Below are 15825 nucleotides of genomic sequence, written 5' to 3'. Positions count from 1 at the left end.
TCGCAAGTGCTCCTCGCAATGACGAGCCGATAGACACATTCAAGGTGAGGAGAAAAACAAAATGGCCAACCGCCTCAAGGGCAAGCGCGCCGTCGTCACGGCAGCGGCAGCAGGCATCGGGCGCGCCTGCGCCATCGCATTCGCGCGTGAGGGCGCAACCGTGATCGCCACCGACATCAACGAGGCCGGCATCGCTGATCTGACCAAGGAAGGCATCACTGAGGTCGCAAAGCTCGATGTGCGCAACACCGCCGACGTCAACGCTTTTGCAAAACGCGTCGGCAAGATCGACATCCTGCTCAACGCGGCGGGCTTCGTGCACCACGGCACCATCCTGGAATGCTCGGAAGAGGATTTCGACTTCTCGTTCGACCTCAACGTCAAGTCGATGCACCGGACCATCAAGGCCTTCCTGCCCGACATGATCGCGGGCGGCGGCGGTAGCATCGTCAACATCTCGTCCTGCGCGGCCTTGCGGCCGCCGGCGAACCGCTACGTCTACAGCTCGTCGAAGGCGGCGGTGTCGCTGCTGTCCCGCGCGGTCGCGCTCGACTTCATCACCAAGGGCATCCGCTGCAACGCGATCTGTCCCGGCACGGTCGAGACGCCGTCGATGCTCGACCGCGCCGCAGCCCAGGGCCCGCAGGGCAAGGAGATGTTCATCTCCCGCCAGAAGATGGGCCGGCTCGGCACCGCCGAGGAGATCGCCGCGATGGCGGTCTATCTCGGCAGCGACGAGAGCGCCTTCACCACCGGCGTCGATCTCGTCGTCGACGGCGGCTACATGCTCTGACGCGAGAAGGCCTCCGGCATGAACAAGATCGATCTCAACGGCCGCATCGCCATCGTCACCGGCGGCGCGCAAGGCTTTGGCCGCGCCATCACCGAGCGCTTCGTCGCCTCCGGCGCCAAGGTCGCGATCTGGGACTTCGACGCCGCGATGGCGGAGAAGACCGCAAAGGAGATCGGCGGCGAGACCAAAGTCTTCAAGGTCGACGTCACCGACACGGCGGCGGTCGAGCAGGCGCGCGATGCGACGCTGGCCGCCTTCGGCAAGATCGACATCCTCGTCAACAACGCCGGCATCGCCGGCGTCAACAAGCCGGTCTGGGAGACCGACCTCGAGGAATGGCGCAAGGTGCTGCGCATCAACCTAGACGGCCCCTTCATCGTCAGCAAGGCGATCGTGCCCGAAATGCTCAAGCAGAAATACGGGCGGATCGTGAACATCGCCTCGATTGCCGGCAAGGAAGGCAACCCGAACGCAGCGCATTATTCGGCCTCCAAGGCCGGCCTGATCGCGCTGACGAAGTCGCTCGGCAAGGAGCTTGCCGCCCACGACATCCTCGTCAACGCGGTGACCCCGGCGGCCGCAAAGACCGCGATCTTCGACCAGATGACGCAGCAGCATATCGACTTCATGCTGGCGAAGATCCCGAAAGGCCGCTTCGTGCTGGTGGAAGAGCTTGCCGCGATGGTGAGCTGGCTCGCCTCCGAGGATTGTGCCTTCTCCACCGGCGCCGTGTTCGACATCTCGGGCGGACGCGCAACCTATTGAGGACATCATGATCCGGGAAGGCGGCTGCCTGTGCGGCGCGGTGCGGTTCAAGGCGGAGGGCGAGCCGCTCAACGTCCGCATCTGCCATTGCCGCATCTGCCAGAAGGCGATGGGCTCGCCCTATTTTGCCCGCGCCCAGTTCGACCAGCGCGCGCTCAGCGTCGAGGGCGAGACCGCCCGCTACGCCTCCTCGGAGAATATCGACCGGGTGTTCTGCAAGCGCTGCGGCACGCGGCTGTTCGCCTGGCGCCGCAACGGCACGCTGGCGGGTATTGCGCTGGCCACTTTCGATGATCGCAACGCCTTCGCGCCGACCGAGCACATCTGGGTGTCGGAAAAGCTCGCCTGGTTGAAGCTCGACGACGGCTTGGTGCAATATCCGGGGACAATCCCGGCGTGAATTTGCTCGACTGCACGACGGCAGGCCGAGGCAATCCATCTGCACCGTGGCATTCCGGAACCGGCCACCCTATGTTGAGCCGAAGCGTTTGCTGCACGCCGGTTTGGCTGGGACGGCTGCAAGGCCGCTAGCTAGCGAACCGAAATGGATGAGCTGTGAACATTTCTGTCTATGACCTCTCGGTATGGGTGCTCCCCCTCGTCCTCGCCATCACCTTCCATGAGGCCGCGCACGCCTTCGTCGCGAACCGGCTCGGGGACAACACGGCCTCGCAGCTCGGCCGGGTCAGCTTCAATCCCATCAGGCATATCGACCCGTTCGGCACCCTGATCCTGCCGGCGATGCTGCTGTTCGCGCATTCGCCCTTCTTGTTCGGCTATGCCAAGCCGGTGCCGGTGAACTTCCGCAAGCTCAACAACCCCAGGCTCGACATGGTCTGGGTGGCGCTCGCCGGGCCCGTCACAAACATCCTGCTGGCGCTGGCCGCGGCCGCCGCCTTCCATGCGATGCCCTTGGTGCCCGCAAGCTCGGCGAAATGGGTTGCCGACAATCTCAAGAATGCGCTCATCATCAACGCCATCCTGGCGGTCTTCAACATGATGCCGATCCCGCCGCTGGACGGCGGCCGCGTTGCGGTCGGGCTGCTGCCGCGAGCGCTCGCCTTGCCGCTGGCCCGGCTCGAGCCGTTCGGTATGTTGATCCTGATCGGGCTCTTGATCCTGCTGCCGCTGGCGGGCTCGCAGTTAGGTCTAAATCTTGATGTTATTTCAGCAATACTGCGGACGTTGACCGGTTATGTGATTCAGGCTGTTCTCTTCCTGACCGGCAACGCGTAGTTGAACCTGACATCCGAACCCATGCCGAAGGGCCAGAGGCCGACTTGGTCAAAGCTGCCGATATGCTGATCGCGCGACGCGCCGACACCCGAGCCCGCGCCGATTTCGCCACCTGGAAGATGATGGCCAAGCTCAACGGGGCGTCCGCGCTGCCTCCGGAGGCCCAGGAGTTCCTGAGCAGCTACAAGAACCTGCTGGCGCAGATGAGCGAGGGCGAGGCCACCGAGGCCACCATCGGTGCGATCTACAAGGCCTATTACGTCGAGATGGGCGGCACCGGAACGCCACCCGACGTCCGTCCCCGCCAGGCCGAGCCGGCGGCGGACAATGTTACCGCCTTTCGGCGCCCGGCGCCGAAGCCGAAAAGCGCCGGTTTCTTCGGGACGGGCGCGGCCAGCGGAGCCCAGAAACGCCCCCTCCCCGTGGCGCTGATCTTCGCCTGCCTGGTCGTGGTCTATGTCGGGATCCGGCTCTACTGGCGCTGAACCGTCTTCTTCTTCTTGGAATCCGGCGGCGTGAAGATGATGTCCACGGTCCGTTCGAAGCGGTCGTCGGTCAGTCCGGCAGGCGGCTGCGGGATCGGATCGGACTTGCGGACGATCGACACCGCCGCAGCATCGTAGGCTGCATCTCCCGACGATTCCGCGACATCGACCGACAGCACGTTGCCTTTCCGGTTGATCGCAAAGCTCACCTTGACCTTCTGGTTATTGGGCTGCTTGCCCTCCGGATTGACCTTGTGAGCCGCGAGATGCGCGCTGATCTTGCGGTTCCAGTCGGCCGTGATTTTCAGGATGTCCTTGCCAAGCCCCAGAACCGGTGCCAGCGCCTTCTCGGCTTCGCGCGCGTCCTCGTCGAGCGTCTGCCGCGCACTTGCAACCGACTTCGGCGATGCCTCGGCCGCGGGTGTTTCGACGGCCTGAATCTTCGGATCGTCTTCCGTTGGCTTCTTCGTGTTGTTCTCGGTCACGACGCGGTCGGGATCCTCGACCTCCTGCGCCTGATCCTTCGGAAGCTCGGTCTCCTTGGTCTCGGCCTTCTGCTCGGGAAGCGCCTGCTGCTCTTGCATCGCTTCGCTGTCAGGCCCAGGCGGCAGATCGGTATCGGGGACCTTGGGCGAAGCCATCTCGACCGCGAACTCCGCACCGGCCGCGCCGAGACCATCGCCGTCGTCGTCGGCGCGCAAATGCGCCAGCGCGAGCGCAGCACCACCGAGATGGAGCGCGAGCGCGGCCACAGCCGCCAGGATCCAGAGCTTCCGGGATGGTCTCGGTTCGTCCGCCATCGTTCCGTCTTCTTAAGGCTGGGCGGCGCCGGCCGCAGGAGCCCCCGGCGCGCCTTCCAGCGCGACCAGCTTGACCCGCGTATAGCCGCCCGAGCGCAACAGCTCCATCACGCCCATCAACTCGCCATACGGCACCGAGCGATCGGCGCGCAGGAAAACATACTTGTCCTTGCTCATGTCGGAAAGGCCATCGAGGGTCCCGATCAACTCGGCCCGGTGAACGGGGTTCTCCCCAATCGCGAGCGTCAGATCGGGCTTGATGCTGAGATAGGTCGGCTTGTCCGGCTTCTTCTGCGGCGTCGCACTCGAGGTCGGCAGGTCGATCGGCAGGTCGACGGTGGACAGCGGCGCGGCGACCATGAAGATGATCAGCAGCACCAGGATGACGTCGATGAACGGCGTGACGTTGATGTCATGCGTTTCCGAGAAATCGTCGTCGTCGTCGTTGTCTGCGAGCGAAACGGCCATGGTCTACTCCGCCGCGCGCGAATGCGCGCCGCCGTGGCTGCGGTCGAGATCGCGCGACAGCAGCCGCCCTGCAGCCCCCGAGGCGCGGCTGACGAGCTCGAGATAGCCCTTCGTCACGCGCGAGAAGTGGTTGTAGATGATGACGGCGGGAATGGCGGCGACGAGACCGATCGCGGTGGCGAGCAGCGCCTCGGCGATGCCCGGCGCGACCACGGCGAGATTCGTGGTCTGCGACTTCGAGATGCCGATGAAGCTGTTCATGATGCCCCAGACCGTGCCGAACAGGCCGACGAAGGGCGAGGTCGAGCCGATGGTCGCGAGCACGCCCATGCCGATCCGGATGCGCCGCTGCTCCGCGCGCACGATCTCGGCAAAGCTGGAGGCCGCGCGCTCCTTGATGCCGGCATCGCTGGAGAGGCCGGCCGACATCCGCGCTTCGCGCAGCGCCGCCGCCAGGAACGACGGCAGGATGCCTTCCTTGGTGCCGAGCGCCATCTGCGCTTCGGCAAGCGAGCGCGCCTCCGCAATCTTCTTCAACGCCGAACGCAGCTTGCCGGAGGCGACCGACAGCTCGATCGACTTGGCGATGAAGACGGTCCACGTCATCAGCGAAGCGAAGGCGAGCCCGATCATCACCGCCTTCACGATGACGTCCGCCGACATGAACATCACCCAGGGCGACAATTCCTTCATGGCCGGCGCGATGGCCGCCTCGGGCTTCGCACTCGCGAGATTGGCGGCCACAGGGGCGGCGCCGGCAACGGCGGGAGCCGTCGAGGCCACAGGCGCAGCCGGCGTGGTTGCCGGGGAAACGGTTCCGGCCGCGGACGGCTGAGCGGTCGATTGGCTCGGTGCCGGCGGGCTCGGTGTCTGGGCGGAAACAGGAGATGCGAGCCAGGCGGACGCCAGCATCAAGGCTGCGGCAAGGCTTGCTTGGAACGACATGGTCTTCATACTTCGGCCCAGTAGCGAATGAGATTGTGATAGATACCCGTCAATTTGACCGTTTCGGGATCGTCACGCCCGAGCCGTTCCACCAACGCCTGTATCGCGGTGTCGAGGTCAAAGATCATGCTCCGGGCTTGATCGTCCCGTATCATGCTCTGAAGCCAGAAGAAAGACGCAACCCGCGTTCCCCTGGTCACGGGCGTGACGAGATGCAGGCTGGTCGAAGGATAGAGCACGCAGTCCCCGGCCGGCAACTTGACCTCGTGCGAGCCATAGGTGTCCTCGATCACAAGTTCGCCACCGTCGTACTCCTCCGGTTCGGCGAGGAACAGCGTGATCGACAAGTCTGTGCGGATGCGAAGGCCGGTCAGGCGGTCGCCTCGGATCGCATTGTCGACGTGCAGGCCGAAATGGTGGCCGCTGCTCGCCGCATAGCGGTTGAACAGCGGCGGGAAGATTTGAAGCGGGATCGCCGCCGCGATGAAGCGCGGGTTCGAGGTCAGCGCCGAGATGACGCGATTGCCGAGTTTTCGCGCGACCTCGCTGTCCGGTGGCAGCTGTTCGTTGCGCTTGACCATCGCCGACTGCGCTCCGGCGGTGGAGCGGCCATCCTCCCAATCGCTGGCGTCCATGATGCGGCGGAAATCCGCCACATCATCCTTGCTGAGAACGCCAGGCAGGCACGTCAACATGATCAGAACTTCGCTGTCGTCACGACGTAGAATGCCCGTCCCGGCGCGACCGCCACGAAGGGAACGTTGCTGCGATAGAACGAGTCATAATAGAGCTTGTTGGTCAGGTTCTGCGCGTAAAACTTCATGCTCCAGTTCTGGTCGATCTTCTTCTCGACGAACGCGTCGAAGCGCCAATAGCTCGGCAGCTCGTTGGTGTTGGCCGCGAACGTGCCGCCATAGACCTTGGAGCGATATACCGCCTGGCCACCAAGCTCCCAGCCGTCGTCGAACTTGTACTTGGTGAGCATGCTGAACGACTGATGGGCGATATTGGCGAGTTGCAACCCGAGATTCGAAGCAACGCCGCTCTGTGTGACCTTCGACTGCATCAGCACCAGCCCGCCGAAGATGCTCCAGCGGTCGGTGATCTTGCCTTCCGCTTCGATGTCGATGCCCTGGATCCTGTAGGCAGCACCCGATGTGAGCACGTTGCTGACGGTCTCGCGCGCGTTGTCCTTGGTGGTTTGGAACAGCGCACCGGTTACCAGCAAATGGCGATCCGCAAGCTCCCATTTGGTGCCGACCTCGATCGCCTTGTTGCGTTCGGGCCCGAGCAAGATGGTCGAGTTCGGGGGAACGCCGCCGTATTCAGTGCCCGTCGCATCCAGCTCCGACCCGAACGGATTGGCCGAGGTCGCATAGGCTCCATAGACGCTGCCGATCGACATCGGCTTGTAGACCACACCGACGTTGTAGTTCACCAGATCGGAACTCTGCTTCACATAGTTCGAATTGTTGGATGCGCTCTGGCTGTAGCCGTCATAGCGGACACCGCCGTTGACGATGATCGTGTCCTGCCAGTTTGCGGTGTCCATGACGTACACGCTGCTGGTGTTGACGCCATAGCGCGTTGGGTTGCCAATCAGCGACGGTATGCCGAAGGGAATGTAGGTGAACTGCGGAGAGTAGAGATTGACGTTCTGGACGGCACCGTTGCTGGTGAAGCCTGCCCCGGACAGTTCCGACGCGAGACCGGCGTAACGATCGATGGAGATGTTCTCGTTCGAATATTCGACGCCGAACACCGCCGTGTGCTTGACCCCGCCGGTGTCGAGCTTGAACGTGGCCTCGTTCTGGTTGGCCCATACGTCGACGTTCTGATAGCGGCTCTGCGCACTCGCCGTCGTGGTCCAGAGCAGCGGGTTGGGGCTGGTCGTATTCGGGTTCTGCGGCAGCGTGCCGATATAGTTGAGCAGCGAGTGCTCGCCGCGCACCTTGCTGGTCAGCGTGATCGCCTCGTTGACCTTGTACTCGATCGTGCCGGTGCCGAAATCCTGCCGCGCGGTCTGGAAGTCGCGATTGAGGAAGCCGTACCAGTTGCCACGCGGAATGCCCGCCGACGTCACCGGCACGTTGCCCTGCTTGTAATAGGGCACGCCGAAATCGGGATAGCCGCTGAGGTCGGTATGGACGTAGTTCGTCGTTATCTTGATGTCGTTGGTCGGGGTGTACTTGGTCGAGATGAAGCTACCCCAGCGATTGTCGGTCACGTAGTCGCGGCCGGCGACGTTGGCATCCTGGAACAGCCCGCCGACGCGCACCGAGAAGGTCGGATCGATGACCTGGTTGACGTCGAGCGTGACGCGCTTGGTCATGTCGGTGCCAAACTCGCTGTCGATCCGCTTGAAGTTGACGTCGCCGGCCTGCTTGGTGACGATGTTGATGGCGCCGCCGGCGGTGCCGCGGCCGGCATAGGAGGATGCCGGCCCACGCAGAATCTCGATCTGCTCGGTGAAGAAGTTCTCGCGGATGGAAACGGCGGGATCGCGGATGCCGTCGATGAAGACGTCGTTGCGCGCGTCGAAGCCGCGGATGAAGAAACGGTCGCCGAACGCGTTGCCGCCCTCGCCCGAGCCGAGCGTCACGCCCGCCGTCGAGCGCCCGATCTCCTTCAGCGTCGTCGCGTTCTTGTCCTCGAGCACCTCCTTGCTCAGCACTGTGATGGACTTGGGCGTATTCAGCATCTTCTCGGGAAACTTGCCCGAGGCCTGGACGTGGTCGACCTTGTAAGGCGCGGCAGGGTCGGCATAGGGATTGCCGTCCGGCACGCCGGACGGGGTGGCTGGAGCCGCCTGCGGCGCCTGTTGGCGCTGCGCGGCACGGCGAAGCGCGTTGCGGGCTCGGACCTGCTCGGGCGAAGGCTTCGAAGCCGCCGGACGCGGCCGCTCGACCGGAGCATCGACGGTCACCGGCGGCAGGTTCGATTGCTGCGCCTCTGCGCCGCTCGACACCGACGCCATCGCGATCAAGCTTGCAACCGCAGAAACCTTCTTACCGGAAACCCCCGTGAGCTTCTCATCCAATGAATTCAACGCTGCGACCGAACGCAACGATTTCGGTGCGACTACCTGCGCCATTAACAAACGCCCCATCTTCCTGTTCGTTCGTTTACTTCGAACGTACGATGAGCGTTGGTATCGGCCGCAAAATAGCGGGTCAATGCGAGCCGCGCGCGAGAACCCTTGAATCAATCCAGATCAAAACGATTCTAATCTGTAGTTTGAAATCGTTCTAATCCTGGATGGGATTTGTTCGAGAGAAGCGACGCAATTCGATTGTTCCGTTCTCAGTCGCTGCTCGGCGGCTTCATCAGCGAGAACAATTCGTCGACCGTCTTCTGCGCGACGGCGCGCACGCGATCGGTGTTGTCCATGCCGGCGATGTTGACGCCGTTCACGACGGCTTTGATCTCGTCGCGAAAGTCGGTGAGGAAGCGCAAAGGATCGCGCTGCTCGTTGGCGACACGCGCGATCAATCCCGTGATCAGAATCTGACAAGCGATCAGCTTGCCGTTCAGCTCATCCATCCTGCGCTCCATTCATGGCGGGGCCGATATGGACGATGCTGATAACCCTGACAACGGAAACGGTCACAACGCAACTTAGAACCGTTCTTGCGACTGATCCGAACCACGACCCGGCACGGGGCCCGACCGGCCCCGAGCACGCCGCTGCGCGTGCTGCGCAAGAATGGCACGCCGACCGGCCGCGGCGGGCAAATGCAGCGCTGCACACCGCCGCGCCAGCAAGCTGCCTGCACAGTGCAAAGCTTTCCAATTGTTTAGGATTCTGAACCGATAGTGCTGTTTACACCGGAATTTGGCGTGTATTATACCTCGACATGGAACCCGCACGATTGCCCCGATTAGCCGAGGGCATACGAGCCGACACGAGACGACATGAAAAAGTCCCGGCCGATCCTTTGGCTTCTGATCATCGCGGCCGCGGCCTCCGCGGGTTATTATGGTTGGCAGAATCTTGGCTCCGAGGTCGGGAAATCGCAGGCCGCACAAAAAGGCCCACCTCGCCCCACCGCCGTCCCCGTCAGTATTGCACCGGTCCAGAAGACCGACTTTCCGGTCTACCTGACCGGTCTGGGCACGGTTCAAGGCTTCAACACCGTCCAGGTCCGCAGCCGGGTTGATGGCCAGATCGTCAGGCTCGAGTTCAGAGAAGGCCAGATCGTCAAGCAGGGCGATCTCCTGGTCTCGATCGATCCCCGTCCCTACCAAGCTGCGCTTGACCAGGCGAAGGCCAAGAAGGAGCAGGATGAGGCCAGTCTCGCCAACGCCAATCTCGAACTTCAGCGCGCCACGAAGCTCGGCGAATTCGCCACTGCACAGCGGGTGGATACCCAGCGCTCCACCGTCGCCCAGCTCACCGCGCAGATCGCCGCCGACGAGGCCGCGATCGCCAACGCGCAGACCCAGCTCGACTACACCCAGATCAGGGCACCGATCACCGGCGTCGCCGGCCTGCGTCAGGTCGACATCGGCAACATCGTCAATGCCTCCTCGCAGACCGGCATCGTCACGATCTCGCAGGTCGAGCCGATCGCCGTGATCTTCACTGCGCCGGAAGACCAGCTTCCCTATATCAGCGAAGGCCAGAAGGCCGGCGCGCTCAAGGTGATCGCCTTCACCACCGACGGCAAGAAGACGCTGGCCGAGGGCAAGCTCGCGGTAATCAACAACCAGGTCGACACGGGCAGCGGCACGATCCGGCTCAAGGCGGTGTTCGACAACACGGAAAGAACGCTGTGGCCGGGCCAATCGGTCTCGACGCGGCTCCTGGTGCGAACGCTGAAGGATGCGACCGTCGTTCCGGATGACGCGGTCCAGCACTCCACAAACGGGCTCTACGCCTATACGGTCAATCAGGACAACAGGGCCGAGCTGCACAAGGTCAAGGTCAGCTATGGCATCGACGGGCGTTCGGTCATCGAGGAAGGCTTGAGCCCCGGCCAGCAGGTGATCGTCGGCGGACAGTTCAAGGTCCAGCCCGGAAGCCTGGTATCGACGGCGGTGGCAAGCTCGGATCCGGCCCAGAACAAGGTACGACAGCAATGACCGAGGGCGGGATTTCGGCACCATTCATCCGATATCCCATCGGCACCTCGCTGCTGATGGCCGGCATCCTCTTCGTCGGCCTGGTCGCCTATCCCCTGCTTCCGGTCGCGCCGCTGCCGCAGGTGGACTTTCCGACCATCCAGATCACCGCCAACCTGCCCGGCGGCAGCCCTGAGACGATGGCTTCGTCCGTGGCACAGCCGCTCGAGCGGCAGTTCGCCCAGATCCCCGGCATCGCGCAGATGACCTCGACGAGCTATCTGGGCACGGCGTCCATCACCATCCAGTTCGACCTCAACCGCAGCATCGACGGCGCCGCCAACGACGTGCAGGGCGCCATCAACGCGGCCAGCGGTCAGTTGCCGAAAAACCTGCCGTCGCCCCCGACCTACCGCAAGGTCAACCCCGCCGACGCGCCGATCCTGCTGCTGTCGGCGACATCGGATACGCTGCCACTGACCACCGTCAGCGACGCGGTCGACGCCCAGCTCGCCCAGCAGATCAGCCAGCTCTCGGGCGTCGCCCAGGTCTTCATCGGCGGCCAGCAGAAACCCTCCATCCGCATCCAGGTCGACCCCGCAAAGCTGGTCGCCAAGGGCTTGTCGATGGAGGACATCCGCAGCCAGATCGCGATCACCACGGTCGACAGCCCCAAGGGCAATATCGACGGCGAGAAACGGGCCTATACGATCTACGCCAACGACCAGCTCACCCAGGCGAAGGACTGGAACGACGTCATCATCGCCTATCGCAACGGCGCTCCGTTGCGCATCCGCGATATCGGCCGGGCGGTCAGCGCCGCCGAAGACGCCAAGCAGGCGGCCTGGGCCAACGGCAAGCGCGGCGTGTTCCTGGTGATCTTCAAGCAGCCGGGCGCCAACGTCATCGAGACCGTGGACCGGATCAAGGCGACCTTGCCCCGCCTCGTTGCCGCGATCCCGCCCGCCATCAAGATCGAGCTCATCAGCGACCGCACCACGACCATCCGCGCCGCGGTCGAGGATGTCCAGTTCACACTGCTGCTGACCATCGTCCTCGTGGTTATGGTCATCTTCATCTTCCTGCGCAGCTTTTGGGCGACGGTCATCCCTACCGTCACGGTTCCGCTGGCGCTGCTTGGCGCGTGCGCCATGATGTGGCCGGTCGGCTATTCGCTCGACAATCTGTCGCTGATGGCGCTCACCATCGCGGTCGGCTTCGTGGTCGACGACGCCATCGTGATGCTCGAGAACATCACGCGCTACATCGAGGAAGGCTATTCGCCGATGGAGGCCGCCTTCAAGGGTTCCAAGGAAATCGGCTTCACCATCGTCTCCATCAGCATCTCGCTGGTCGCGGTGCTGATCCCGCTGCTCCTGATGGGCGGCATCATCGGGCGCCTGTTCCGCGAATTCGCCGTGGTGCTGGCGATGACCATCTTCGTCTCGATGTTCGTGTCGCTGACCCTGACGCCGATGATGGCCTCACGCTTCCTGCGCGCCCATGGCGAGGTCCAGCACGGCCGCTTCTATCAATGGAGCGAGCGCGCCTTCGACGCGATGCTGCGCGGCTACGAATATGTGCTCGACCATGCCCTGGCCTGGCGCCGCACCACGCTCGCGATCTTCTTCGTCACGCTCGGCCTGTCGATCTACCTGTTCGTGCTGATCCCCAAGGGCTTTTTCCCGCAGCAGGACGTCGGCCTGATCACGGCCACCTCCGAAGCCTCGCAGGACATTTCGTTCAAGGAGATGGTGAGACGCCAGGAGCAGCTCGGCAAGATCATCCTGGCCGATCCGGACGTTGCCAGCGTTGCGATGTCGATCGGCGGCAGCGGCCGTGCCGGCAACAACGGCAACCTGTTCATCACGCTGAAGCCGCGCAACGAGCGCGACGCATCGGCCCAGCAGATCATCGCGCGCCTGCGTCCGCAGTCCGACAAGGTCCAGGGCGCCCGCCTCTACATGCAGGCGGCCCAGGACGTGCGGCTCGGTGGCCGACCCACGCGCACGCAGTTCGAATTCACGCTGCAAGACGCCAATCTGGATGAGCTCAACGAATGGGCGCCGAAGATCCTCGCCAAGATGCAGACGCTGCCGGAGCTGCGCGACGTCGCGACCGACCAGCAGACGCAGGGCACGACGGTCCAGCTCAAGATCAACCGCGACACCGCAGCCCGCTACGGCATCCAGCCCCAGCTGATCGACGACACGCTGTATGACTCTTTCGGACAGCGGCAGGTCACGCAATATTTCACGCAGCTCAACACCTACAAGGTGATCCTGGAAGTCCTGCCGGAGATGCAGGGCGATCTGGAGACGCTGAACAAGCTCTACGTGAAATCGCCGCTGACCGGCGACCAGGTGCCGCTGTCGACCTTCGCGAGCTGGACCACCGATCCGGTCCGCCCGCTCTCGATCAGCCATCAGGGTCAGTTCCCGTCGATCACGATCAGCTTCAATCTCGCGCAAGGCGTCGCGCTCGGCCAGGCCACCGAGGCCGTGCAGAAGGCGATGGCGGAGCTCGGTACGCCGCCGACGCTGAATTCGAGCTTCCAGGGCACCGCACAGGCGTTCCAGCAATCGCTCGGCACCGTGCCGCTCCTGATCCTCGCAGCGCTCGTCGTGGTCTATCTGATCCTCGGCATTCTCTATGAGAGCTACATCCATCCGATCACGATCCTGTCGACCCTGCCTTCGGCCGGCGTCGGCGCGCTCGCGATCCTGATGGCGGCCGGATTCGACTTCAGCCTGATCGCGTTGATCGGCATCATCCTCCTGATCGGCATCGTGAAGAAGAACGGCATCATGATGGTGGACTTCGCGATTGCCGCCGAGCGCGACGAGCACAAGACGCCGGAGGAATCGATCCGTCAGGCCGCGCTGCTGCGCTTCCGTCCGATCATGATGACGACGATGGCGGCCCTGCTCGGCGGCGTGCCCCTCATGCTCGGCCACGGCACCGGCGCCGAAATCCGCCAGCCGCTCGGCTACGCCATGGTCGGCGGCCTGATCGTCAGCCAGGCGCTGACGCTGTTCACCACGCCGGTGGTCTATCTCTATCTCGATGAGCTCAACAACTGGTTCTCGGGCTGGGGCCGTTCGGGTGACGGCGAAGGCCAGGAGGCACCCGAGCACGGCAGCGTCAAGGAAGCCGCGGAGTAAGCTTGCGCCGCGCCTGCCGCGACGCTACAGCGAGGCCCCGGTTCGCAAATGCGGTTTCCCATGCCTATGCAATCCAGACTGGTCGCCCTCGTCGCTGCTGTCCTGTTGTCGGCGAGCGCAGCACACGCCCAGCAGGGCGCCAAGAAGAACGCCGCGCCCACCCCGGCCGCGCAGCCGGCGCCTGCCCCGACGCAGGCTGACGGGGCTTCCGGACAGCCCGGCTGGATCGTCCGCTGCACCAGCGCAAGCCGCGACGCGCCGCTCGAATGCGCCATGGAGCAGAACGCGGTGCTGACCAAGACCGGCCAGACCGTGGTCCTGATCAACATCCGCATCGCGCCCGATACCCGCACGCCGATCGCGCTGTTGCAACTGCCGCTCGGACTCAACCTTCCCGTCGGGGCCAAGCTCCAGGTCGACGAAGGCAAGTCGTTCGATCTCCAGGTCCAGACCTGCGAGAATCGCGGCTGCTACGCCTCGACCCCGGTTGCGCCGGACCTGCTCGCCGCCTTGCGGTCGGGCAAGCAGCTGAAGGTCTCTTTCCAGAACATGGCCAAGGAGACCATCGCGATCCCGATGCCGCTCGGCGATTTCGCTTCCGCCTACGACAAGATCAAGTAGCGGCGCACGTCACGTCGCGATGTCGCCCGCCCGAAGCAGCGTCGTGAAGCCGCCATAGATCATGCGCTTGCCGTCGAACGGCATGCCTTCCATTTTCAGCCGCGGGTCGGCCATCACCTTCTTGTTCACGGCATCGCGGCTCTCCCGGTCCCGATAGACGATCCAGGCGAACACCACGATCTCGTCCTCCTTTGCCATCACCGCGCGAGGAAACGAGGTGAGCTCGCCATAGGGAACGTCGTCACCGATGCATTCGACATAGTCGAGCGCGCCGTGCTCCATCCAGATGGCGCAGGCCGTCGTCGCCATCGCCTTGTAGGCCTCGAGATTGTCCTTCGGCACGGCGAGAACGAAACCATCGACATAGGGCATTTGCAGATCTCCTTGGGTTGTACAGCCCAAGGACGATGGAGCGTGCCGCGATCCGACCTGGGAATGCCGATGTCGGGTGAGGCAAACCGCCGCGTGTGGAGAGATGTGACGGGGCTTCTCGATGCGGGCAGCCTGTGAAACCGCGCCTGTGCTCAACCGTTGCCGGCGCCTGGCGCTCAATCCCGCCTTTCGCTGACGATTGGCGGGACGATCTTGTCGGCCCGGGCGCGTTGGATCGCGCATTCGCGGACGAAAAAGTCGATCAGCGCGCGGACCGAGGGGAGAAGTCCCCGGCGCGACGGGAATACGGCGTGCACGATGCCCGAACGGGGCCTCCAGTCAGGAAGGACGTGGACGAGGCGTCCCGCCTTGATGTCGTCGGCGACAATGATGGTGACAGCGAGGTTAAGATCCCCCCGGGACAAGTCATCTGCTTTAGGGGACCAGACCACGCCCGGCGACTTATAGCTGCCGACGCGACGCGGTCATCGCGATCCCGTTCAACTGGCGCGCCGATCTCGGCCAGGGCGCGGCGCTCGATCTCAGCCCGGCGATGAGCTAGCCGGAACCGTTGGTGGCCGAGGATCTCGATGTCGTCCCTGACCGCGCGCCGGTGGGCACGATTCGCGGGCGCCCCAGCGTCTGGATCGAGTGATTCTTCCTGCCGAGCCAGGCCGAGCATGTGAGGCAGCACGATGATGTTCGCGCCCGCACGCGCCGAGTTCGCGGCCAACTCCTCCATCGCGCAGATGTCTGGTCCGGTTTCGGCAAAGCTGCCATTCGTGCGTAGAGCGAAGCTCTCCGCGAGGCACGGCTGGCTTACATTTGGCTCTTGGCTCCCCATCCGAAGCCCGGCTAACAAAATCGTCGGACAGATCGCTGAGATCATCTGAAATTGAGCAGAACCGACCGGGTGTGGGAGTAGTAGATCGTAGATGAGCGTACGCGGGAGTGCGTGGCTGGGGAACCTGGATTCGAACCAAGACAAACAGAGTCAGAGTCTGTTGTGCTACCGTTACACCATTCCCCACCGAAGCGCTTGAAATCGCTAAGCTTTCTTCGGGATTTCGGCAAGCTGGCTGAAATTTTGCAAATCAGCGGCCTGCAGGCCG

General features: G+C 63.6%; 15 protein-coding genes, 1 tRNA gene and 1 pseudogene. 8 read left to right on the top strand and 9 right to left on the bottom strand.

All coding sequences use genetic code 11. From position 1 onward, the window contains the following. The first annotated feature begins 61 nt into the window (after nt 1–61). From BDOA9_RS19710 to BDOA9_RS19690, 5 genes are all read left to right on the top strand, one after another. Entirely contained in the window at nt 62–793 is a 732-nt protein-coding gene (locus BDOA9_RS19710; protein ID WP_025035686.1) for an SDR family oxidoreductase, read from the top strand. An 18-nt stretch (nt 794–811) separates the two neighbouring features. After that, entirely contained in the window at nt 812–1558 is a 747-nt protein-coding gene (locus BDOA9_RS19705; protein WP_025035685.1) for an SDR family NAD(P)-dependent oxidoreductase, read from the top strand. Nucleotides 1559–1565: 7 nt separating this feature from the next. Continuing rightward, entirely contained in the window at nt 1566–1958 is a 393-nt protein-coding gene (locus BDOA9_RS19700; protein ID WP_025035684.1) for a GFA family protein, read from the top strand. Nucleotides 1959–2113: 155 nt separating this feature from the next. Beyond that, on the top strand, nt 2114–2794 hold the full coding sequence (locus tag BDOA9_RS19695) for a site-2 protease family protein (RefSeq protein ID WP_025035683.1): 681 nt from the start codon (nt 2114–2116) through the stop codon (nt 2792–2794). A gap of 62 nt (nt 2795–2856) precedes the next feature. Beyond that, the gene (locus BDOA9_RS19690) at nt 2857–3279 is read left to right on the top strand and encodes a hypothetical protein (protein ID WP_025035682.1); all 423 of its coding nucleotides are present in this window, start codon (nt 2857–2859) and stop codon (nt 3277–3279) included. On the opposite strand, the gene BDOA9_RS19685 is transcribed toward BDOA9_RS19690, so the two are convergent. The 6 genes from BDOA9_RS19685 to BDOA9_RS19660 all read right to left on the bottom strand — a co-directional run bounded on the left by BDOA9_RS19685 (nt 3267) and on the right by BDOA9_RS19660 (nt 9035). Then, nucleotides 3267–4079, bottom strand: a complete 813-nt coding sequence (locus BDOA9_RS19685; RefSeq protein ID WP_025035681.1) for an energy transducer TonB family protein — start codon at nt 4077–4079, stop codon at nt 3267–3269. The genes BDOA9_RS19690 and BDOA9_RS19685 overlap by 13 nt on opposite strands. A gap of 12 nt (nt 4080–4091) precedes the next feature. After that, on the bottom strand, nt 4092–4547 hold the full coding sequence (exbD, locus tag BDOA9_RS19680; RefSeq protein WP_025035680.1) for a TonB system transport protein ExbD: 456 nt from the start codon (nt 4545–4547) through the stop codon (nt 4092–4094). A gap of 3 nt (nt 4548–4550) precedes the next feature. Beyond that, the gene (gene exbB, locus BDOA9_RS19675; RefSeq protein ID WP_025035679.1) at nt 4551–5501 is read right to left on the bottom strand and encodes a tonB-system energizer ExbB; all 951 of its coding nucleotides are present in this window, start codon (nt 5499–5501) and stop codon (nt 4551–4553) included. Beyond that, nucleotides 5498–6187, bottom strand: coding sequence for a Fe2+-dependent dioxygenase (locus BDOA9_RS19670; RefSeq protein WP_025035678.1), 690 nt, complete (start codon nt 6185–6187; stop codon nt 5498–5500). Before BDOA9_RS19670 ends, exbB begins: the two co-directional genes overlap by 4 nt. Nucleotides 6188–6189: 2 nt before the next feature. Then, nucleotides 6190–8586 (bottom strand): TonB-dependent receptor, encoded by a 2397-nt coding sequence (locus BDOA9_RS19665; RefSeq protein WP_025035677.1) that lies wholly within the window; start codon nt 8584–8586, stop codon nt 6190–6192. Nucleotides 8587–8795: 209 nt separating this feature from the next. Further along, nucleotides 8796–9035, bottom strand: a complete 240-nt coding sequence (locus tag BDOA9_RS19660) for a hypothetical protein (RefSeq protein WP_025035676.1) — start codon at nt 9033–9035, stop codon at nt 8796–8798. Between the two features lie 372 nt (nt 9036–9407). Between BDOA9_RS19660 and BDOA9_RS19655 the strand changes: the two genes are divergently transcribed. From BDOA9_RS19655 to BDOA9_RS19645, 3 genes are read left to right on the top strand one after another with little or no spacing between them, the layout of a single operon-like run. Continuing rightward, a complete protein-coding gene (locus BDOA9_RS19655; RefSeq protein WP_025035675.1) occupies nt 9408–10577 on the top strand; it encodes an efflux RND transporter periplasmic adaptor subunit in 1170 nt (389 codons plus the stop codon). After that, the gene (locus BDOA9_RS19650) at nt 10574–13720 is read left to right on the top strand and encodes a multidrug efflux RND transporter permease subunit (RefSeq protein WP_025035674.1); all 3147 of its coding nucleotides are present in this window, start codon (nt 10574–10576) and stop codon (nt 13718–13720) included. The genes BDOA9_RS19655 and BDOA9_RS19650 overlap by 4 nt, the downstream gene beginning before the upstream one ends. A gap of 60 nt (nt 13721–13780) precedes the next feature. Further along, on the top strand, nt 13781–14341 hold the full coding sequence (locus BDOA9_RS19645; RefSeq protein WP_025035673.1) for an invasion associated locus B family protein: 561 nt from the start codon (nt 13781–13783) through the stop codon (nt 14339–14341). A 9-nt stretch (nt 14342–14350) separates the two neighbouring features. Here BDOA9_RS19645 and BDOA9_RS19640 read toward each other — a convergent pair whose 3' ends face one another. From BDOA9_RS19640 to BDOA9_RS19625, 3 genes and pseudogenes are all read right to left on the bottom strand, one after another. After that, nucleotides 14351–14713 (bottom strand): DUF1428 domain-containing protein, encoded by a 363-nt coding sequence (locus BDOA9_RS19640; protein WP_025035672.1) that lies wholly within the window; start codon nt 14711–14713, stop codon nt 14351–14353. 176 nt (nt 14714–14889) lie between these two features. Beyond that, nucleotides 14890–15108: pseudogene (locus BDOA9_RS19635) on the bottom strand (LysR substrate-binding domain-containing protein); the annotation flags it as partial. Between the two features lie 561 nt (nt 15109–15669). After that, nucleotides 15670–15743, bottom strand: a tRNA-Gln gene (locus BDOA9_RS19625). Between the last annotated feature and the right edge of the window lie 82 nt (nt 15744–15825).

The organism is Bradyrhizobium sp. DOA9 (genome assembly GCF_000617845.2).
Taxonomy (GTDB): Bacteria; Pseudomonadota; Alphaproteobacteria; order Rhizobiales; family Xanthobacteraceae; genus Bradyrhizobium.
The sequence above is the reverse complement of the archived record's forward strand: the minus strand, read 5'-3'. Positions and strand labels throughout refer to the sequence as shown.